The organism is Pseudomonas sp. ICMP22404, assembly GCF_006227205.1.
In the GTDB taxonomy this organism is placed as follows: Bacteria; Pseudomonadota; Gammaproteobacteria; order Pseudomonadales; family Pseudomonadaceae; genus Aquipseudomonas.
This window is the reverse complement of record NZ_VCNG01000011.1, coordinates 115,139-134,898: the sequence shown is the minus strand read 5'-3', so window position 1 is coordinate 134,898 and position 19,760 is coordinate 115,139. Positions and strand designations below refer to the sequence as shown.

General features: G+C 61.7%; 18 protein-coding genes. 14 read left to right on the top strand and 4 right to left on the bottom strand.

What is annotated here, in order from left to right:
* The first annotated feature begins 196 nt into the window (after positions 1-196).
* From FGE05_RS19550 to pdeM, 9 genes are all read left to right on the top strand, one after another.
* A complete protein-coding gene (locus FGE05_RS19550) occupies positions 197-1,222 on the top strand; it encodes a ligase-associated DNA damage response exonuclease (protein ID WP_139647489.1) in 1,026 nt (341 codons plus the stop codon).
* Positions 1,219-2,907: an ATP-dependent DNA ligase gene (locus tag FGE05_RS19545; protein WP_139647487.1), complete on the top strand. Its 1,689-nt coding sequence runs from the start codon at positions 1,219-1,221 to the stop codon at positions 2,905-2,907. The genes FGE05_RS19550 and FGE05_RS19545 overlap by 4 nt, the downstream gene beginning before the upstream one ends.
* Before the next feature lie 384 nt (positions 2,908-3,291).
* Positions 3,292-4,074, top strand: a complete 783-nt coding sequence (locus FGE05_RS19540) for a transporter substrate-binding domain-containing protein (protein WP_139647485.1) — start codon at positions 3,292-3,294, stop codon at positions 4,072-4,074.
* A 57-nt stretch (positions 4,075-4,131) separates the two neighbouring features.
* On the top strand, positions 4,132-4,860 hold the full coding sequence (locus tag FGE05_RS19535; protein ID WP_041022874.1) for an ABC transporter permease: 729 nt from the start codon (positions 4,132-4,134) through the stop codon (positions 4,858-4,860).
* Entirely contained in the window at positions 4,857-5,567 is a 711-nt protein-coding gene (locus tag FGE05_RS19530; RefSeq protein WP_024780118.1) for an ABC transporter permease, read from the top strand. The genes FGE05_RS19535 and FGE05_RS19530 overlap by 4 nt, the downstream gene beginning before the upstream one ends.
* A gap of 18 nt (positions 5,568-5,585) precedes the next feature.
* The gene (locus FGE05_RS19525) at positions 5,586-6,704 is read left to right on the top strand and encodes a succinylglutamate desuccinylase/aspartoacylase family protein (RefSeq protein WP_139647483.1); all 1,119 of its coding nucleotides are present in this window, start codon (positions 5,586-5,588) and stop codon (positions 6,702-6,704) included.
* Positions 6,705-6,717: 13 nt separating this feature from the next.
* A complete protein-coding gene (locus FGE05_RS19520) occupies positions 6,718-7,482 on the top strand; it encodes an ABC transporter ATP-binding protein (RefSeq protein ID WP_139647481.1) in 765 nt (254 codons plus the stop codon).
* 264 nt (positions 7,483-7,746) lie between these two features.
* Positions 7,747-10,233, top strand: a complete 2,487-nt coding sequence (locus FGE05_RS19515) for a ligase-associated DNA damage response DEXH box helicase (RefSeq protein WP_139647479.1) — start codon at positions 7,747-7,749, stop codon at positions 10,231-10,233.
* Complete coding sequence (pdeM, locus tag FGE05_RS19510) at positions 10,233-10,889, top strand: ligase-associated DNA damage response endonuclease PdeM (RefSeq protein WP_139647477.1); 657 nt, start codon at positions 10,233-10,235, stop codon at positions 10,887-10,889. The genes FGE05_RS19515 and pdeM overlap by 1 nt, the downstream gene beginning before the upstream one ends.
* A gap of 26 nt (positions 10,890-10,915) precedes the next feature.
* Here the strand turns inward: pdeM and FGE05_RS19505 are convergent, their stop codons facing one another.
* Complete coding sequence (locus FGE05_RS19505; RefSeq protein ID WP_041022879.1) at positions 10,916-11,122, bottom strand: hypothetical protein; 207 nt, start codon at positions 11,120-11,122, stop codon at positions 10,916-10,918.
* A 99-nt stretch (positions 11,123-11,221) separates the two neighbouring features.
* Positions 11,222-11,788, bottom strand: coding sequence for a dCTP deaminase (gene dcd / locus FGE05_RS19500; protein ID WP_017126297.1), 567 nt, complete (start codon positions 11,786-11,788; stop codon positions 11,222-11,224).
* Positions 11,789-12,129: 341 nt separating this feature from the next.
* Here dcd and FGE05_RS19495 point away from each other — a divergent pair, with 341 nt between their 5' ends.
* Positions 12,130-12,339 (top strand): cold-shock protein, encoded by a 210-nt coding sequence (locus FGE05_RS19495; RefSeq protein ID WP_024780123.1) that lies wholly within the window; start codon positions 12,130-12,132, stop codon positions 12,337-12,339.
* 218 nt (positions 12,340-12,557) lie between these two features.
* Here FGE05_RS19495 and FGE05_RS19490 read toward each other — a convergent pair whose 3' ends face one another.
* Positions 12,558-13,565: a DUF481 domain-containing protein gene (locus tag FGE05_RS19490; RefSeq protein ID WP_041022880.1), complete on the bottom strand. Its 1,008-nt coding sequence runs from the start codon at positions 13,563-13,565 to the stop codon at positions 12,558-12,560.
* Positions 13,566-13,728: 163 nt separating this feature from the next.
* On the opposite strand from FGE05_RS19490, the gene FGE05_RS19485 reads away from it, so the two are divergent.
* From FGE05_RS19485 to FGE05_RS19470, 4 genes are all read left to right on the top strand, one after another.
* Positions 13,729-14,082: an MGMT family protein gene (locus FGE05_RS19485; protein ID WP_139647475.1), complete on the top strand. Its 354-nt coding sequence runs from the start codon at positions 13,729-13,731 to the stop codon at positions 14,080-14,082.
* Positions 14,083-14,126: 44 nt separating this feature from the next.
* On the top strand, positions 14,127-15,686 hold the full coding sequence (locus FGE05_RS19480) for an AmpG family muropeptide MFS transporter (protein WP_139647474.1): 1,560 nt from the start codon (positions 14,127-14,129) through the stop codon (positions 15,684-15,686).
* Between the two features lie 129 nt (positions 15,687-15,815).
* Positions 15,816-17,531 (top strand): proline--tRNA ligase, encoded by a 1,716-nt coding sequence (locus FGE05_RS19475; RefSeq protein ID WP_139647472.1) that lies wholly within the window; start codon positions 15,816-15,818, stop codon positions 17,529-17,531.
* Between the two features lie 17 nt (positions 17,532-17,548).
* A complete protein-coding gene (locus tag FGE05_RS19470) occupies positions 17,549-18,502 on the top strand; it encodes a hypothetical protein (protein WP_139647470.1) in 954 nt (317 codons plus the stop codon).
* 65 nt (positions 18,503-18,567) lie between these two features.
* Here the strand turns inward: FGE05_RS19470 and dinB are convergent, their stop codons facing one another.
* The gene (gene dinB, locus FGE05_RS19465) at positions 18,568-19,629 is read right to left on the bottom strand and encodes a DNA polymerase IV (protein ID WP_139647468.1); all 1,062 of its coding nucleotides are present in this window, start codon (positions 19,627-19,629) and stop codon (positions 18,568-18,570) included.
* Between the last annotated feature and the right edge of the window lie 131 nt (positions 19,630-19,760).

Sequence of the window (19,760 nt, the reverse complement as noted above, 5' to 3'; positions counted from 1 at the left end):
GCGGCCCTAGAACCAGACAACTCGGTGTGTCAGGCAAATTGAGTTGCTGCTTTGGGGCTGCTTCGCAGCCCAGCGGGGATAAATCCCCTCGCCACATTTGTCTATCTTGTCTCCTGATCTTGTCGTACCCAAACCCGATAGAACTTCTCTTCCCGCCATCGCCTCTACCTGACAAGCCCATCGCCCCGGTGATTGCATGGATCTTGTCATTGCCCGCCCCGAAGGCCTGTACTGCCCGCCCGGGGATTTCTACATTGACCCCTGGCGTCCGGTTGAGCGCTCGGTCATCACCCACGCCCACGGCGACCATGCCCGCGGCGGCAATCAACATTACCTGGCAGCCGCTCCCGGTGAAGGCATTCTGCGTTCGCGACTGGGCCAGGACATCAATCTGCACACCCTGTCCTACGGCGAACGCCTGCGACATCACGGCGTGACCTTGAGCTTTCACCCCGCCGGGCACGTGCTGGGGTCGGCCCAGGTACGGTTGGAACATGAAGGCGAGGTCTGGGTGGCATCCGGAGACTACAAAGTCGAACCCGACGGCACCTGCACGCCGTTCGAGCCAGTGAAGTGTCATACGTTCATCACCGAATCCACGTTCGGCCTGCCCATCTATCGCTGGCAGCCCCAGGCGCAGGTATTCGACGAAATCAATCAGTGGTGGCGCGCGAACATCGCCGCCCACCGGGCCAGCGTGCTGTTCTGCTATTCCTTCGGCAAGGCCCAGCGGATTCTCCATGGCATCGACGCCAGCCTGGGCCCCATCCTCGCCCATGGGGCGGTGGAGCCGTTGAACCGGGTCTACCGCGAGGCCGGGATTCATTTGCCGCCGACGATTTACGCCGGTGACATCCAGAAGAACGACCCGATCATGGGCCAGGCCCTGGTCATCGCCCCGCCGTCGGCCGGTGGCAGCAGCTGGATGCGCCGTTTCGGCGACTACAGCGATGCCTTCGCCAGCGGCTGGATGCGCCTGCGGGGCACCCGACGGCGGCGCGGCGTGGATCGGGGCTTCGTGCTTTCCGATCACGCCGACTGGCCCGGCCTGCTCTGGGCCATCGAACAGACCGGCGCCGAGCGGGTGATGGTCACGCACGGGTCGGTGAGCGTGCTGGTGCGCCATTTGTGCGAACTCGGCCTGGATGCACAGGGTTTCAGCACTGAATACGGCGACGATGAAGAAGACGTCTCCCCTGCCACCGGCGAGGGCGCAGCATGAAAGCCTTCGCCGAGCTCTACGCCGATCTGGACGCCACCACCTCCAGCAATGCCAAGCTGGCCGCCATGCAACGCTACTTCACCCAGGCTCCGCCCCAGGATGCAGCATGGGCCGTGTACTTCCTGTCCGGTGGCCGCCCACGACAACTGGTACCGGTGAAAATCCTCCGGGACCTGGCCGTACAGGTCTCCGGGTTGTCGCCCTGGCTATTCGAAGAAAGTTATCAGGCCGTGGGTGACCTGGCCGAAACCATTTCCCTGGTGTTACCGGAATCCCCCCATACCTCTACCGAAGGCCTGGCGCTTTGGATAGAAAAGAAGCTACTGCCGTTGCGCGGCGAGACGCCTGAAGTATTGGCGCTGCGACTGCCGAGCTTGTGGGCACAACTGGACCGCTCGAGCCTGATGCTCTGCATCAAGCTCATCACCGGCAGCTTCCGTGTCGGGGTGTCCAAGCTGCTGGTGACCCGGGCTCTCGCCGGGATGGCCGGGCTGGACAGCAAACGGGTCGCCCAGCGTCTGGTGGGTTACACCGACCTGTCCCATCGCCCGACGGCCGAGGGTTATCTCAAGCTGATCGCCGCCGAATCCAAGGACGAACATGCCCAACGCGGCGGTCAGCCGTACCCGTTTTTCCTGGCCCACGCCTTGTCCGCCCCGGCCGAACAGTTCGACGCGCTGCTGGGGCCGGCCAGTGATTGGCAAGTGGAATGGAAGTGGGATGGCATCCGCTCCCAGGTGATCAAGCGCGATGGCCATCTGTGGGTCTGGTCCCGGGGCGAAGAGCTGGTGACCGAGCGCTTCCCTGAATTGCACACCCTGGCATCGGTGCTGCCCGACGGCACAGTGATCGACGGCGAAATCGTGGTGTGGAAAACCTCGCAACCGGTGACCGAGGAGACCTTCGATGCCGATGCACCGCTGCAACCGGCCGTACAACCGTTCGCCCTGCTGCAACAGCGCATCGGCCGCAAGACCCTGAGCAAAAAAGTCCTCGAAGACGCGCCCGTGGTGGTGATGGCCTACGATCTGCTGGAATGGCAAGGAGAGGATTGGCGCAGCCGCCCCCAGGCCGAGCGCCGTGAGCAGTTGGAGGCCCTGATTGCGGATTCCCAAAGCCCGGTGCTGCTGCCGTCGCCAGTCGTCGCCGGCCAGGACTGGCTCGACCTCGCCCGCCAGCGCGAAGCGTCCCGCAGCCTCGGTGTTGAGGGCATGATGCTCAAGGCGCGCAACGCACTGTATGGCGTCGGCCGGACCAAGGACATGGGCGTGTGGTGGAAATGGAAAATCGACCCGTTCAGCGTCGACGCCGTGTTGATCTACGCCCAGCGCGGTCACGGCCGACGCGCCAGCCTGTACAGCGACTACACCTTCGCCGTTTGGGACAACCCACCGGGCAGCCGCGAGCGCAGTCTGGTGCCGTTCGCCAAAGCCTATTCGGGGCTGACCGATGAAGAAATGCGCCGGGTCGACAGCATTGTGCGCAAGACCACCGTGGAGAAGTTCGGCCCGGTCAGCAGCGTTACGCCCACTCTGGTCTTCGAGTTGGGTTTCGAGGGCATTGCCTTGTCCAAACGCCACAAGAGCGGGATCGCGGTGCGGTTTCCGCGGATGCTGCGCTGGCGCCAGGACAAGACCGTTGACGAAGCCGATACTCTGGCAACGCTCCAGGATCTGCTGAAATAACCTCTCTGTAGCTGCACTATCAATTGTGGCGAGGGGATTTATCCCCGTTGGACTGCGCAGCAGCCCTAAAGGGTTGTACCCAATCAGCCTGATATTGCTATCCAGCTTTCGGGGGCTGCTGCGCAGCCCAGCGGGGATAAATCCCCTCGCCACAGAACATGCTCCTTGCCGACCCTGCGAAGCACCATCCCAGTGCACCTTTTGTTGTACGATCTCATCCGCGCACCAACGCGTTCCACTGCCTGTCGCCGAAGCTTTTTAAAACGCTCGTTCGGCACTGTGGTTCGGAAATTGCTACCTTTATGCCGTCTTACCGTTCTTATCTGCACCGGTAACAAAACTTCATGCGCCACAAGCGCTCATCATGGTTTTAGGGACTCGATAATGAAAAAAGCACTGCTGACCCTTTCTGCACTGGCATTGTGCATGGCCGCCGGCGCCGCCACGGCCAAGGAATACAAGGAACTGCGTTTTGGTGTCGACCCGTCCTATGCCCCATTTGAATCCAAGGCAGCCGATGGCAGCCTGGTAGGTTTCGATATCGACCTGGGCAATGCGATCTGCGAGGAACTGAAGGTCAAATGCAAGTGGGTCGAAAGCGATTTCGACGGCATGATCCCGGGCCTCAAGGCGAAGAAATTCGACGGCGTGATCTCGTCCATGACCGTGACCCCGGCCCGCGAGAAAGTCATCGACTTCTCCAGCGAACTGTTCTCCGGCCCAACGGCTTATGTGTTCAAGAAAGGCTCGGGCCTGAGCGCGGACGTCGCTTCGCTCAAAGGCAAGACCGTCGGCTATGAGCAAGGCACCATCCAGGAAGCCTACGCCAAGGCCGTGCTGGACAAGGCCGGCGTCAAGACCCAGGCCTATGCCAACCAGGACCAGGTCTATGCCGACCTGACCTCCGGCCGCCTTGATGCGGCAATCCAGGACATGCTGCAAGCCGAGCTGGGCTTCATGAAATCGCCAAAGGGCGCCGACTATGAAGTCAGCAAACCGGTGGACAGCGAACTGCTGCCGGCCAAGACGGCCATCGGTATCAACAAAGGTAACAAAGAGCTGAAGGCTCTTTTGGATAAAGGTATCAAAGCGTTACACGACGACGGCAAATACGCCGAAATCCAGAAAAAACACTTTGGCGATCTGAATCTGTACAGCGGCAAATAATGCGTGGCGCCCATCCGGTTACGGGTGGGCGCTTTTTGACTGCCAAAGGCCTCTTCCATGCTCGAACAACTCCTACAAAATCTGGGGCTCTCCGCCTTCAGCCTGCAGGGCTTTGGCCCGCTGCTGATGCAAGGCACCTGGATGACCATCAAACTGGCGGCCCTGTCGCTATTATTGAGCATCTTGCTCGGCCTGCTGGGCGCCAGCGCCAAGCTGTCTCCGGTCAAACTGCTGCGAATCCCCGCCCAGCTCTACACCACGCTGATTCGCGGCGTGCCGGACCTGGTGCTGATGCTGCTGATTTTCTACAGCCTGCAGACCTGGCTGACCTCTTTTACCGACTTCATGGAATGGGAATACATCGAGATCGACCCATTCGGCGCCGGGGTGATTACCCTGGGCTTCATCTATGGCGCGTACTTCACCGAGACCTTCCGCGGCGCGATCCTCGCGGTGCCAAGGGGCCAGGTCGAAGCCGCCACCGCGTATGGCCTCAAGCGTGGCCAGCGTTTCCGCTTCGTGGTGTTTCCGCAAATGATGCGCTTTGCCCTCCCGGGTATCGGCAATAACTGGATGGTGATGCTCAAGGCCACCGCGCTGGTGTCGATCATCGGCCTGGCCGATCTGGTCAAGGCGGCCCAGGATGCGGGCAAGAGCACCTATCAACTGTTCTACTTCCTGGTGCTGGCAGCGCTGATCTATCTGCTGATTACCAGCGCGTCCAACTTCATTCTGCGCAGGCTTGAACGCCGCTACGCCGCCGGAGCACGGGAGGCGGTGCGATGATCGAGCTTCTACAAGAGTACTGGCGGCCGTTCCTCTACAGTGACGGTGTCAACGTTACGGGTCTGGCGATGACCCTGTGGCTGCTCAGCGCCTCGCTGCTGATCGGCTTCCTGGTCTCGATCCCGCTATCCATCGCCCGGGTTTCGCCCAAGCGCTCCGTGCGCTGGCCGGTGCAGTTCTACACGTATCTGTTCCGCGGCACACCGCTCTATATCCAGCTGTTGATCTGCTACACCGGTATCTACAGCATCGCGGCGGTGCGTGCCCAACCCTTGCTCGACAGTTTCTTTCGCGATGCGATGAACTGCACGATCCTGGCCTTCGCCCTGAACACCTGCGCCTACACCACGGAAATCTTTGCCGGGGCGATCCGCAGCATGAACCACGGTGAAGTCGAAGCGGCCAAGGCCTATGGCCTGACCGGCTGGAAGCTGTATGCCTATGTGATCATGCCTTCGGCGCTGCGGCGCTCGCTGCCCTACTACAGCAACGAAGTGATCCTGATGCTGCACTCGACGACCGTGGCATTCACCGCTACCGTTCCAGACGTGCTGAAAGTGGCCCGGGATGCCAACTCGGCCACCTTCCTGACCTTCCAGTCGTTCGGGATCGCCGCGTTGATCTACCTGACCGTCACCTTCGCACTGGTAGGCCTCTTCCGCCTCGCCGAGCGCCGCTGGCTGGCCTTTCTCGGGCCGACTCATTAGTCCAGGACACACAAGCAAATGCGCCACCAGATCCATGACTTGCTGGCCCCGCTGCCGGGGACCGCACGCAAGATCCATAGCTTTCACTTCGGCCCGGAAAAAGCCGTCGGTAAAATCTACATCCAGTCGTCCCTGCATGCCGATGAACTACCCGGCATGCTGGTGGCCTGGCATCTCAAGCAACGCCTGGCGGAGCTCGAGGCGTCCGGCCACCTGCGACACGAAATCGTCCTGGTGCCCGTGGCCAACCCCATCGGCCTCGAACAAGTGCTGATGGACGTGCCGCTGGGTCGCTACGAATTGGAAAGCGGGCAAAACTTCAACCGTCGCTTTCTCGACCTGAGCGAGGAAGTCGGCAACGAGATCGAAGACCTGCTCACCCAGGATCCGCAGCACAACCTGATGCTGATCCGTACCAGCCTGCGCGATGCTCTCGCCCGGCAGACCGCTTCCACGCAACTGCAATCCCAGCGCCTGGTCTTGCAACGGCTGGCCTGCGACGCCGACATGGTGCTGGACCTGCATTGCGATTTCGAAGCCGTGGCGCACCTCTACACCACGCCGGAAGCCTGGCCCCAGGTCGAGCCGCTGGCCCGCTACATCGGCGCCGAGGCCAGCCTGTTGGCCACCGACTCGGGCGGCCAGTCGTTCGATGAATGCTTCACCCTGCTCTGGTGGCTGCTCAAGGAGCGCTTCGGCGAGCGCTTCGAGATTCCCCTGGGCAGTTTTTCCGTCACCGTCGAATTGCGCGGCCAGGGCGACGTCAACCATGGGTTGGCGAGTCTCGACTGCCAGGCCCTGATCGAATACCTGATCCATTACGGCGCCATCGACGGCGAAGCGGTGCCCCTGCCCGAGCTGCCTTATCCGGCCACGCCGCTGGCCGGCGTCGAACCGGTGGCGACCCCCGTGGGCGGGCTGCTGGTCTACGCCGCCTTGCCGGGCGAGTACCTGGAGGCCGGTCAATTGGTGGCGGAAATCATCGACCCGGTCAACGACACCGTCACCCCCGTTCACTGCTGCAATGCCGGGCTGATGTACGCCCGCTCGTTGCGTCGCATGGCCACCGCCGGCATGGTCATCGCCCACGTCGCCGGCGCCGAAGCCTATCGCAGCGGCTACCTACTTTCGCCTTGAGGATGCCTGTTCCATGTACAAACTGACCATCGAAGGCCTGCATAAAAGCTACGGCGAACATCAGGTACTCAAGGGCGTTTCGCTCAAGGCCAAGACTGGCGACGTCATCAGCCTGATCGGCGCCAGTGGCTCGGGCAAGAGTACCTTCCTGCGCTGCATCAACTTCCTGGAACAACCCAACGACGGCGCCATGAGCCTGGACGGCCAGTCGGTCCAGATGATCAAGGACCGCCACGGCATGCACGTGGCCGACGCCGATGAACTGCAACGCATCCGCACGCGCCTGGCCATGGTGTTCCAGCACTTCAACCTGTGGAGCCACATGACCGTGCTGGAAAACATCACCATGGCGCCTCGCCGGGTGCTGGGCATCAGCAAGCAGGAAGCCGATGAACGTGCCCGCCGCTACCTCGACAAGGTCGGCCTGGCACCGCGCGTGGCCGAACAGTACCCGGCGTTCCTGTCCGGCGGCCAGCAGCAACGCGTGGCCATCGCCCGGGCCCTGGCGATGGAGCCGGAGGTGATGCTGTTCGACGAACCGACCTCGGCCCTGGACCCGGAACTGGTAGGGGAAGTGTTGAAGGTGATCCAGGGGCTGGCCGAAGAAGGCCGGACCATGATCATGGTGACCCACGAAATGAGCTTCGCTCGCAAAGTCTCGAACCAGGTGCTCTTCCTGCACCAGGGCCGGGTGGAGGAAGAAGGCGCGCCGGAAGACGTGCTGGGCAACCCGAAGAGCGAGCGGCTGAAGCAGTTCCTCAGTGGCAACCTGAAATAGAACCCTATACCAGAACAGGGTGAAAAACGTGTGGCGAGGGGATTTATCCCCGCTGGGCCGCAAAGCGGCCCCAGATAGCCTGAAGACAATCTCCCTGACAAACCGAGGTGCCAGGCTGAGGGGCCGCTTCGCGGCCCAGCGGGGATAAATCCCCTCGCCACAGGGTTTTGCAGGGCAATCTGCGGTAACTCCATCCGCCTATTTAAACCTTTCCCCCGCCGCCGTGGTCCTTGAAAGAAGACTTCCAGGGCGCACGCGGCAGGCATGGCGACATCCAACAACTTCGCAAACCAATGGTTCAGCGCCCGCGGCTGGAAGCCGTTCGCCTTTCAGAAACAGGTGTGGGCCGCGGTCAAGCGTGGGGAGTCCGGGCTGCTGCACGCCAACACCGGAGCCGGCAAGACCTACGCAGTGTGGTTTGCTGCCCTCAACCGTTTCGCCCGCACCACCCCGCCCTCGGATAAACCGCGCAAACGCACACCTGTAGCCGAACCGCTGACCGTCCTGTGGATCACGCCGATGCGTGCACTGGCCGCCGACACGGGCAAAGCTCTCGAAGCACCGCTGGCGGAACTGCAGATTCCCTGGAGTGTTGGCCTGCGCACCGGCGATACCAGCGCCAGCGAACGGGCCCGCCAGGGCCGACGCCTGCCCACGGCACTGATCACCACGCCCGAAAGCCTGACCTTGATGCTCGCCCGGACCGATGCGCAAACGGCGGCGGCAACGCTGCGCATGGTCGTGGTGGACGAATGGCATGAACTGTTGGGCAACAAGCGAGGCGTGCAATTGCAACTGGCGCTGGCGCGGCTGCGGCACTGGCATCCCGAGCTCATCGTCTGGGGCGTGTCCGCCACCTTGGGGAATCAGGCCCACGCCGAGCAGGTGCTGATCCCTCAGGGCAACGGGATCAGCATTCAGGGGGCCAATGACAAAACGCTGCGGGTCGATACGCTGCTGCCTCCCGCCCTCGAACGTTTTCCGTGGGCCGGGCACATCGGCCTGAAAATGCTGCCCCAGGTCATCGCACAAATCGACGCCAGCAGCAGTTGCCTGGTCTTTACCAACACCCGTGCGCAATCCGAAATCTGGTATCAGGCACTCCTTGAGGCACGCCCGGACTGGGCCGGGCTGATCGCGCTGCACCACAGCTCGCTGTCCCGCGATACCCGGGACTGGGTCGAACGTGCGCTCAAGGACGGTCAACTCAAAGCGGTGGTGTGCACCTCCAGCCTGGACCTGGGCGTGGATTTCCTGCCCGTCGAGCGGGTGTTGCAGATCGGCTCGGCCAAGGGCGTGGCGCGACTGATGCAACGTGCCGGGCGCTCCGGTCACGCGCCGGGGCGAACCTCGCGGATCACCCTGGTGCCGACCCACAGCCTTGAACTGATCGAAGCCGCCGCGGCTCAGGATGCCGTGGCCCAGCGGCGCATCGAACCTCGCGAATCGCCCCACAGGCCTTTGGATGTGTTGGTGCAACATCTGGTCAGCATGGCCCTGGGCGGCGGCTTCGTACCCGATGAGCTGTACCGGGAAGTGCGCAGCGCCTGGGCCTACCGCGACCTGAACGAAGCGCAATGGGCCTGGGCCCTGGCCTTCGTGCGCCACGGCGGCCTGTCGTTGACCGCCTACCCCGATTACCGCCGGGTCGAGCCGGACGAGCACGGTATCTGGCGAGTCCCTGACGCGCGCCTGGCCCGGCGTCACCGCATGAGCATCGGCACCATCGTCAGCGATGCCAGCCTGCAGTTGAAGTTCTGGAGCAAGGGTGGGGGTGGCAAGACCTTGGGCAGCGTGGAGGAAGGCTTCATTGCCCGCCTGCGACCGGGGGACGGCTTCCTGTTCGCCGGACGATTGCTGGAACTGGTCCGGGTTGAGGAAATGACTGCCTACGTGCGTCGTAGCCAGGCGAAAAAAGCCGCCGTGCCGCGCTGGAACGGCGGGCGGATGCCGCTTTCCAACGAACTGGCCGCCGCCGTCGTGGCACGCCTGAGCGAGGCCGCCAAGGGGCGCTTCGAGGGCCCGGAGATGCAAGCCGTGCAGCCCTTGTTGCTGACACAGCAGCGCTGGTCCGGCCTGCCCACGCAGACTTCATTGCTGGCCGAAGCGCTGAAATCCCGGGAAGGCTGGCACCTGTTCCTGTACCCGTTTGCCGGACGCCAGGTGCATCTGGGGCTGGCGAGCCTGCTGGCCTGGCGCGTCAGCCAGCAGGAACCGGTGACCTTTTCCATTGCGGTCAACGACTACGGCCTCGAACTGCTCAGTGCCACGGCACTGGATTGGTCGCACTACCTGAATCCCACGCTCTTGAGCACCGACAACCTGCTGGCCGATGTGCTCGCCAGCCTGAACGCCGGCGAGTTGGCCCTTCGACGCTTTCGCGAAATCGCCCGGATCGCCGGCCTGGTATTCGCCGGCTACCCCGGCGCACCGAAAAGCACTCGACAGGTCCAGGCCTCCAGCGGGTTGTTCTTTCAAGTGTTCAAGCAATACGACGCCGACAACCTGTTGCTGGCCCAGGCCGGGGAAGAAGTCTTGCGTGAAGAACTGGATATACGTCGCCTGGAGCAGACCTTGGAACGCCTCAATACCTTGCAGTTGGACCTGCACATCATCAAGCGCCCCACCCCACTGGGTTTCCCGTTGCTGGTGGAGCGGTTCAGGGAAAGCTTGAGTTCGGAGAAGCTTGCCGATCGCATCAGGCGAATGGTCAGCGAACTGGAAAAAACCGCCGATCGGGGTGACGCCTGATGCCCGCGCCTTATCCTGTCAATCTGGCCGGCGAAGAGCTCTGGTTGCTGCCGGAAAAAGCCCTCTACTGGCCCGCCCAGGAGACCCTGATGGTGGCAGATGTGCATTTCGGCAAGGCCGCCGCCTATCGCAGTCTCGGCCAACCGGTTCCCCACGGCACCACCGCCAGCAACATCGCGATCCTGGATGGATTACTGGCGAACCTGCCGTGCCGACAGCTGATTTTCCTCGGCGACTTTCTCCACGGTCCCGGCTCCAACGCGCCAGGCACCTTGAAGGCCCTTTCCGATTGGCGTGCCAGGCATCCGCACCTGGCCATGACGCTGATTCGCGGCAACCACGACAAGCGCGCCGGCGACCCGCCGCCCTCGCTGAACATCCGCGTCGTACCAGAACCCCTGTTGCTGGGCCCCTTCGCCGTGCAACACGAACCCGACCCGCACCCGAGCCGCCACGTGCTGGCCGGTCACGTACACCCGGTGTATCACCTGAGCGGCAAGGGTCGGCAGCGCTTGCGCCTGGCGTGCTTCCGGCTAGGCAGCGACATCAGTCTGCTGCCGGCCTTCGGCGCCTTCACAGGCGGTTATCGGCTCGAGCAGGACAACGACTGCAGGATTTTTGTCATTGGCGATAACGAAATATGGCCCGTCAACTGAAAGATCGCTGGCGGGCCATGCTTTCATCAAGCGACAGGCGCAGGAGGCGGCTCGTCCGGCAGGGTCGGCTCACCCGGCTCGGTAGGTTGTTCATTGGGGGTGTCGGGATCGGGCTGGCCAGGAATGCCACCTGCCGCTTCGGCAGGGTGGGCCAGCAGGGACCAGGCCATGACGCCGATCTGATTGGGCTCAAGCCTTGCCAGTTCGGCACTGATTCGCGGATCGATCTTCATAGAGCAACTCCTGAGCGAAGCCCGCTGCGCTGACGAAAAAACGGGCAGTACACGCAATAGAGTGTCTGCCCGTTCAGGAATTCCCACTGTTCGTCAGAATCAGGTGCGTGGAAGTGTCACACCACGCTGGCCCTGGTATTTGCCACCCCGATCCTTGTAGGACACTTCGCATTCTTCATCGGATTCGAGGAACAGCATCTGTGCCACACCTTCGTTGGCGTAGATTTTCGCCGGCAGGGTCGTGGTGTTCGAGAACTCCAGGGTCACGTGGCCTTCCCACTCCGGTTCCAGCGGCGTGACGTTGACGATGATGCCGCAACGGGCATAAGTGCTCTTGCCCAGGCAGATGGTCAGTACATTGCGCGGGATGCGGAAATACTCGACGGTGCGGGCCAGGGCGAAGGAGTTCGGCGGAATGATGCAGACGTCGCTCTTGATGTCGACGAAGCTCTTCTCATCGAAGTTCTTCGGGTCGACGGTGGCCGAATTGATGTTGGTGAACACCTTGAATTCATCGGCGCAACGCACGTCGTAGCCGTAGCTGGAGACGCCGAAGGAAATCAGTCGGTCGGCGCCTTCACCGCGCATCTGGCGCTCTACGAAGGGCTCGATCATGCCGTGCTCTTGCGCCATGCGGCGAATCCACTTGTCCGATTTGATGCTCATGGCGGTGTCCTGAATAGCGAGGGTGGAGAAAACTGTCCGGCATCTTACCGGGGCGAGGGGCAGGGTTCAAAGCGTGGGAAGCAATTCTCGCCGATCCGCCGTGTTTTCCCGAGCCTGGACGCCGTCAGTCACCAAAATCGAGAAACCTTCGCAAAGACCATTGGCACGTTTCGGAAAAAGGGTTAAGGTGGCGTCACTGTGCTGCTTGTGTCACTGAGAATCTCTACACGATATGTTGAATTTCGATCCAACCATCTACAAGAATTTTTCCTGCTCTTTGCACTCAGTCTCGGCCAGGGTTCTTCCTGAGTCGCAGTTATCTTTGTTCAAGGAGTTACACCATGTCTAATCGCCAAACCGGTACCGTTAAGTGGTTCAACGATGAAAAAGGCTTCGGCTTCATCACCCCACAATCCGGTGACGATCTGTTCGTACACTTCAAAGCTATCCAATCCGACGGCTTCAAAAGCCTGAAAGAAGGCCAACAGGTTTCTTTCGTCGCTACCCGCGGTCAGAAAGGCATGCAAGCTGAAGAAGTAACAGTTATCTAACTGTTCCTGCTTTAGTAAAGAGCCCCGCCCTCAAAAGCGGGGCTTTTTTGTGCCTGCCAGTTTTTGCCGGCACAAAAAAACTGTGGGAGCGAGCCTGCTCCGGGCGGCGATCCGACGATAGCGGTAGACCAGCAACAATACTGTTGACTGATACACCGTTATCGTCGGATCGCCGCCCGGAGCAGGCTCGCTCCCATAGGGGCTATTTCTGCCTGGGCTTACCAGGTCACGCCAAACCCGGCGGTGTAGCGCGTTTTGCTCAAGTCGCTGTCCTCGGACCCTTCGATCACATCTTTCTCGGCCTTGAGGTTGAGCGAGGCCCAGTCGGTGACCTTGTAGCGCAAGCCCATCTCCGCGTCATAGGCGTACTCCGCAACGCCGGACAGCGGCTTGCCCACTTCGCCGTTGGTGAAGAACTCGACACGCTTGCCTACGAGGTAGCGGTTGTAGTCCCACTTCATGGCGACGGAATAGAAGTTGTCCTTGCCCCCGTCCTGGTACTCGTAATCGGTGCGGTTCAACAGCGAACCCAGCGAGAACGCGCCCAATTCGTCATCCCAGAACTGGTAGCCCGGACCGGTACCCACCACTCGCTGGCGGGCCAGGTCTTCGACCTTGTCACGCTTGTAGTTCAGGCGCCCCTGCCAGAACCATTTGTCCGTCAGGAAGCGGTCGAGGGAATATTCCAGTTTCCAGTTGTCGGTGGAGACCACGTCGTCCTGGAATTCGCGGTTGTATTCGCCCTCGGCGGTGTGCCGCCAGCGACCGTGGCGGGCTGTCGTCTTGAAATCGATGTCGTAGTCGTCGACATCTTTTTCCGCCCGCTGGTAATCCATTGCGGCATCGACATTGCCTTTCCACACCAGATCCTCGACCACCGGCTTGGGCTTGAGGATCTGCTGGATACTGGCCAACTCGACGGTCTTGGGCGCGTCACCGTTGGCCAGGGTTACCTTGCCGTCCTCGGCGGCGTGCAGGGCCTTGGCTTTCTCGCCGGTGTAGGCGTCCTGCTTGACCAGTAACTGCTGGTCACTTTCAAGGGTCTTGACCTGTTTCCAGTCAATGGGAACGGCGCCGGCATAATCGGTCTGGATCAGCAATTTGCCGCCATCGAAAACGGTGATCTTGCCGCTGAGTTTGTCACCGTTCTTCAACCAGACGGTATCGGCAAGCAAGGGCGTGGAGGCACTGGCAACAGCCAGGCATAGCAGGGTTCTGGACAACATAAGCGTATAAAGAGCTCAGGTTTGCGGTGAAAAGGCGGCATTATCCCCCAGGACGACACCTCAGCAAGGACTGACCCAAGGATGGGGGATGAGTTCATTTCTCAATCCGCTCTGCCAGAATAAACCTACGAACGGACATGTACTTTTCCTAGGAACCCTCCCCGTGACCGATATCCCAGTGGACCCCGAAGACGCCGCGCAGGTACGCCGCACCACGCTTTATCTGACCCTTGCGCAAGTGCCGCCCGGCAAAGTCGTCACCTATGGCCAGCTCGCCGAGATGGCCGGCCTGGGTCGGGCGGCACGCTGGGTGGGCCGCACCCTCAGCCAACTGCCCAACGACACCAGCCTGCCCTGGCATCGGGTATTGGGTGCCGGTGGTCGGATCAGCCTGCCGGCAGGCAGCGCCTCAGGGGACGAACAGCGCGCACGCCTGCGGATGGAAGGGGTCAGTATCCTGAATAATCGTGTTGATATTCGATGCCATGGCTGGCGCCCGGTAGAGCACAGCGGTTAGAGTGCGCGCTTTGTTTTCGCAATTTTTGAGGCAGACTCCAGCCCATGCCCCGTAAAACCTGGCGCGCCGCCCTCGCCGCCTATGCCAGTCCTTCGACGCTCGTGCTGTTGCTGCTTGGCTTCGCTGCCGGCTTGCCCTACATGCTGGTGTTTTCCACGCTTTCGGTCTGGTTGCGCGAGGCCGGCGTGGCGCGTGAAACCATCGGCTACGCGAGCCTGATCGGCCTGGCCTATGCCTTTAAATGGGTCTGGTCGCCGTTGCTCGACCAATGGCGCCTGCCGGTGCTCGGCAAACTCGGGCGTCGCCGCTCATGGCTGGTGCTTTCCCAAGGCCTGGTGATCCTGGGCCTGATCGGCATGGGCTTCTGCGATCCGCAGAAACATCTCTCATGGTTGATAGCCATTGCCGTGCTCGTGGCGTTCGCTTCGGCCACCCAGGACATCGCGGTCGATGCCTATCGCCTGGAAATCGTCGATGACACCCGCCAGGCCGCCCTCGCCGCCAGCTACATGTCCGGCTACCGGGTCGCCGCACTGCTGGCGACCGCCGGCGCATTGTTCTTCGCCGAGGGTTTCGGCTCCACCGGCTTCAGCTACAAGCACTCGGCCTGGGCCGGTACGTATCTGCTGTTCGGCGTATTGATGGTTCCGGCCTTGCTCACCTCGCTGTTCATGCGCGAGCCACCGGTGCCGCTGCGTACGCAATTGCAGGCCGGGCGCTACACGTTCGTTCACCAACTGGCCTCGGTGTTCGTGCTGATCGTGCTGCTGGTGTCAGTCCCGGCGATGTGCACCCAGCTCTACAACACCGACTTTGCCAGCGTGCTGTTCGAAGGCGTCAGCCTGCTCGATCTGCTGCTCGAAGACCGCGCCTTCCTGCGGGCCATTCTCTATATCATCCTCACCGCCATGTGCCTGTCGACCATGGGGCGTCGCGGCCTGGCGCCGGTGCTCACGCCGGTCAATGACTTCATCCTGCGCTACCGCTGGCAGGCCTTGCTGCTGCTGGGGCTGATCGCCACGTACCGGATGTCCGACACGGTCATGGGCGTCATGGCCAACGTGTTCTACATCGACCAGGGCTTCACCAAGGACCAGATCGCCAGTGTCAGCAAGATTTTCGGGCTGATCATGACGCTCCTCGGCGCCGGCATGGGCGGGCTGTTGATCGTACGCTTCGGCATCCTGCCGATCCTCTTCATTGGCGGCGTGGCCTCGGCCGCCACCAACATCCTGTTCCTGATGCTCGCCGACATGGGCCCCAACCTGAAGATGCTGGTGCTCACCATCTCCCTGGACAACTTCAGCTCCGGCCTTGCCACCTCGGCATTCGTGGCGTACCTGTCGAGCCTGACCAACTTGAAGTTTTCCGCCACCCAATACGCCCTGCTCAGCTCGATCATGCTGCTGCTGCCACGCTTGATCGGTGGCTATTCCGGGGTGATGGTGGAGAAATTCGGTTATCACAATTTCTTCTTGATCACCGCCCTGCTCGGCGTCCCGACCCTGCTGCTGATCGCCCTGCATTGGTTCCAGGAGAACCGTCGCCAGGACTCACCCTCCGCCCCGGAACCGACCCCCACCCGGCCGGCGGAAGAGTCGTAGGAAACTTCAGCAAGCGCCGGCGAAACCGGCATTCGCACCTGGCGACCGGCCACGCGCCTGTACGCCAGGGCATCTCGCCCGTACAATGCTCCGTCACTTCTCGTCATCAGCAACCGACAACGGCCAACCATGCGCACCAGTCAATTTTTGCTCGCCACACAGAAAGAAACGCCTTCCGACGCCGTCGTGATCAGCCATCAGTTGATGCTGCGTGCCGGCATGATCCGCAAGCTCGCCTCGGGCCTGTACACCTGGCTGCCGATGGGCCTGCGGGTGATGCGCAAGGTGGAAGCCATCGTGCGTGAAGAGATGGACGCCGCCGGCGCCCTGGAAGTGCTGATGCCGGGCACCCAACCGGCCGAACTGTGGCAGGAATCGGGACGCTGGGAAGAATATGGCCCTGAGCTGCTGCGCCTCAAGGACCGTCACGGCCGTGACTTCTGCGCGGGCCCGACCCACGAGGAAGTGATCACCGACCTGATGCGCAACGAGTTGAGCAGCTACAAGCAGTTGCCGATCAACCTGTACCAGATCCAGACCAAATTCCGTGACGAGATCCGTCCACGCTTCGGCCTGATGCGCGGTCGTGAGTTCATCATGAAGGACGCTTACTCCTTCCACGCCGACCTGGCCTCGCTGCAAGTCACCTACGACCGCATGCACCAGGCGTACTGCAACGTGTTCACCCGCCTGGGCCTGAAGTTCCGTCCGGTCGAAGCCGACAACGGCTCCATCGGCGGTGCCGGCTCCCACGAGTTCCACGTACTGGCCGAGTCCGGCGAAGACGACATCGTCTTCAGCAGCGGCTCCGACTATGCCGCCAATATCGAGAAAGCCGAAGCCGTGCCACGGGAAACCTCCCGTCCTGCGCCGTCGGAAGAACTGCGCCTGGTGGACACCCCGAACGCCAAGACCATTGCCCAGCTCGTGGAGGGCTACAACCTGCCGATCGAGCGCACGATCAAGACCCTGATCGTCCACGCCGAAGAGGAAGGCAAGCTGATTGCACTGATCGTCCGCGGCGATCATGAGCTGAACGAAATCAAGGCCGCCAACCAGCCAGGCGTCGCCAGCCCGCTGGTCATGGCCACCGACACCGAACTGCGCGACGCCATCGGCGCAGGTGCGGGTTCCCTCGGCCCGCTGAACCTGCCGCTGCCGATCATCATCGACCGTTCGGTGGCCCTGATGAGCGACTTCGCCATCGGCGCCAACATCGACGACAAGCACTATTTCGGCGTGAACTGGGAACGCGACCTGCCGGTTCCGGCCATTGCCGACCTGCGCAACGTCGTAGCCGGCGACCCGAGCCCTGACGGCAAGGGCGTGCTTGAAATCAAGCGCGGCATCGAAGTCGGGCACATCTTCCAGCTGGGCAACAAGTACAGCAAGGCGATGAAGTGCGAAGTGCTGGGCGAGAACGGCAAGCCGGTCACCCTGGAAATGGGTTGCTATGGCATCGGCGTGTCCCGTGTGGTGGCAGCCGCCATCGAACAGAACAACGACGAGAAAGGGATCATCTGGAGCGACACCCTGGCGCCGTTCCAGATTGCCCTGGTGCCGTTGCGCTACGAGACCGACCTGGTTCGCGAAGCCACCGACAAGCTCTACGCCGAATTGACGGCCGCCGGCTTTGAAGTGCTGCTGGACGATCGCGACAAGAAAACCAGCCCCGGCATCAAGTTCGCGGACATGGAACTGATCGGCATCCCGCACCGGATCGTCGTCAGTGACCGTGGCCTGGCCGAAGGCAACCTGGAATACAAGAGCCGCACCGAGGCCGAGCCGCAAGCGCTGCCGGTTGGCGACGTGCTCTCCTTCCTCCAGGCCCGTATCCGCCGCTGACACCAGATAGAGACGTCATGTTCAAGCGAAACACCTTAGGCCTCGGTGGCGCCGCGCTCTGCGGCGCCCTGCTGGTCAGCGGCTGTGCCAACCAAATGTCGCAACGCAGCGAGCACGAAGAGCGGGTCGAGCGTAAGTTGCTCGACCATAGCCTGCAGATCGATGTGGGCGAACCCAAGGTGCTCGACCTGCCGCAGCGCCGGGTACGGATCCATGAGCAGAAGACCTTCGAAGTCACCGAATTCGAAGTCACGCGTCGCTACGATCGCTATACACCGTACCAACCTTGGCGGGAAATCTACGAGATCCCGCTGGGCGCGGTGGCGGTGGTAGCCGGCATCGGCGCGAACGTGGTCAATGTGTTTGCCCTCGGCAACCTGCCGGAGACGGTGACCCATGACTGGCTCAGCTACGGTGTCGCCGGGCTGAACCCGTTCATGAACGCCCCTTCCCATGGCCGCGCTCAACAGAACCTGGCAGGCATCGATGAAGTCCAGCGAGACAAGCGCACGGAGCACTCGAGCCTGCCCTGGAGCGAACGCCCGGTCGAGGTCAAGGCCGGCCGGCAGACATTCGAGCTGAGCACCGACCGCAATGGCGTGCTGCGCCTCAATCTGTTGGAAAGCCCATTTGCCGAGCAGGACCTGAGCCAATTCGGCAAGTTGCAGATCAGCGTAACAGACGCCCAGGACGAGGTGCACACCGACTCATCCCTGAGCATCAGCAGCACCTTGCGCAGCAAGCTGGTGGAAGCCCACGCCTTGATCTACGACGATCTGGAAGACGACGAGGTGAGCCAGTGGGTTCATCGGGTCAAGCGCCTCTCGGAGCTGGGCCTGGAAGAAGAAGCCAGCGAACTGGAACAAAGCCTGATCGAACTGACCCGCAACGATCCGGAATTGCAGGCCGAGTTCATGAAGGCACTGACCAAGAGCGGCGGACGGTTGGTGGCGGATCCGGGCGCTCACTGACACTCCTGTGGCGAGGGGATTTATCCCCTCCCCACAAAAAGCCTTCTGAGCAGCCCGCCAAGGCATCACCGCTCAAATAACTCCAACTGCTCGAACCCTCCGCGCAAATCCTCCAGCCGAACCCCGATCCCCAACAACCGCACCGGCTTCGCGCCGCGATTGAATGCCTGGGTCAACAGCGACTGGTAACTACCCAGGTCCCGCCCTGCCCCTGACTGTTCCAGGGTGGTCTGGGTGAAGTCGTGGAATTTCACTTTGACGAATGGCTTGCCGGGCCGATAGCTACTGTCGATGCGCGCCATACGCCCGCTGAGGGTTTCCATCAGCTCCGGCAGTTTATCGAGGCAGCTCGCCAGATCGGGCAGGTCGACATCGTAGGTGTTTTCCACACTGATGGACTGACGTCGACTGTCGTTGTGCACCAGACGCTCATCGATCCCACGAGCCAGACCCCAGAGTCGCTCACCGAAACTGCCGAATTCGCGTACCAGCGCCAGCTTGTCCCACTGACGCAATTGCAGGCAATCGGCAATTCCAAGCCTGTTCAGCTTGTCGGCCGTCACCTTGCCGACACCGTGGAGCTTGCTGACCGGCAGGGCCGAGACGAAATCCTCGACCTGGTCCGGGGTGATGACGAATAGGCCGTTGGGTTTTTTCCAATCACTGGCAATTTTGGCCAAGAATTTGTTCGGGGCGACACCGGCGGACACTGTGATGTGCAACTGATTGGATACGCGCCGGCGAATGTCCTGGGCGATGCGAGTGGCGCTACCGCCGAAATGGGCGCTGGCGGAAACGTCCAGGTAGGCCTCATCCAGGGACAGCGGCTCGATCAGGTCCGTGTAATCACGGAAGATGCCCTGAATTTCCTTCGACGCCTCGCGATAGGCGTCCATCCTGGGCTTGACGATGATCAGGTCCGGGCAGAGTTTCAAGGCGTGCCCGGAGGACATGGCCGAGCGTACACCGTAGGCCCGTGCCTCGTAGTTGCAGGTCGCGATCACGCCCCGTCGATCCGCCGAACCACCGACCGCCATGGGTTTGCCGGCCAGCCGCGGATCATCGCGCATCTCGATGGCGGCATAGAAGCAATCGCAGTCGACGTGGATGATTTTGCGTTGCGTCATAAAGAAGCAGGATATGGGGCGAGTCGGACCGCCAGTATCGCATCCGGAACTGTATATAGCACCAGTAGTTTGAAAGATCCGACGCTTAGCCTGGAAAAGGGCTACGTAAAATGTATTTCTTCAATCGCACC

Bases quoted from the DNA above. Each gene is read 5' to 3' on its own strand.
- FGE05_RS19475 (WP_139647472.1), top strand. From the start codon at position 15,816: ATGCGCACCAGTCAATTTTTGCTCGCCACACAGAAAGAAACGCCTTCC.
- FGE05_RS19530 (WP_024780118.1), top strand. From the start codon at position 4,857: ATGATCGAGCTTCTACAAGAGTACTGGCGGCCGTTCCTCTACAGTGAC.
- FGE05_RS19540 (WP_139647485.1), top strand. From the start codon at position 3,292: ATGAAAAAAGCACTGCTGACCCTTTCTGCACTGGCATTGTGCATGGCC.
- FGE05_RS19470 (WP_139647470.1), top strand. From the start codon at position 17,549: ATGTTCAAGCGAAACACCTTAGGCCTCGGTGGCGCCGCGCTCTGCGGC.
- FGE05_RS19545 (WP_139647487.1), top strand. From the start codon at position 1,219: ATGAAAGCCTTCGCCGAGCTCTACGCCGATCTGGACGCCACCACCTCC.
- FGE05_RS19535 (WP_041022874.1), top strand. From the start codon at position 4,132: ATGCTCGAACAACTCCTACAAAATCTGGGGCTCTCCGCCTTCAGCCTG.
- pdeM (WP_139647477.1), top strand. From the start codon at position 10,233: ATGCCCGCGCCTTATCCTGTCAATCTGGCCGGCGAAGAGCTCTGGTTG.
- dinB (WP_139647468.1), bottom strand. From the start codon at position 19,629: ATGACGCAACGCAAAATCATCCACGTCGACTGCGATTGCTTCTATGCC.
- FGE05_RS19515 (WP_139647479.1), top strand. From the start codon at position 7,747: ATGGCGACATCCAACAACTTCGCAAACCAATGGTTCAGCGCCCGCGGC.
- FGE05_RS19480 (WP_139647474.1), top strand. From the start codon at position 14,127: ATGCCCCGTAAAACCTGGCGCGCCGCCCTCGCCGCCTATGCCAGTCCT.
- FGE05_RS19490 (WP_041022880.1), bottom strand. From the start codon at position 13,565: ATGTTGTCCAGAACCCTGCTATGCCTGGCTGTTGCCAGTGCCTCCACG.
- dcd (WP_017126297.1), bottom strand. From the start codon at position 11,788: ATGAGCATCAAATCGGACAAGTGGATTCGCCGCATGGCGCAAGAGCAC.
- FGE05_RS19550 (WP_139647489.1), top strand. From the start codon at position 197: ATGGATCTTGTCATTGCCCGCCCCGAAGGCCTGTACTGCCCGCCCGGG.
- FGE05_RS19495 (WP_024780123.1), top strand. From the start codon at position 12,130: ATGTCTAATCGCCAAACCGGTACCGTTAAGTGGTTCAACGATGAAAAA.
- FGE05_RS19525 (WP_139647483.1), top strand. From the start codon at position 5,586: ATGCGCCACCAGATCCATGACTTGCTGGCCCCGCTGCCGGGGACCGCA.
- FGE05_RS19520 (WP_139647481.1), top strand. From the start codon at position 6,718: ATGTACAAACTGACCATCGAAGGCCTGCATAAAAGCTACGGCGAACAT.
- FGE05_RS19505 (WP_041022879.1), bottom strand. From the start codon at position 11,122: ATGAAGATCGATCCGCGAATCAGTGCCGAACTGGCAAGGCTTGAGCCC.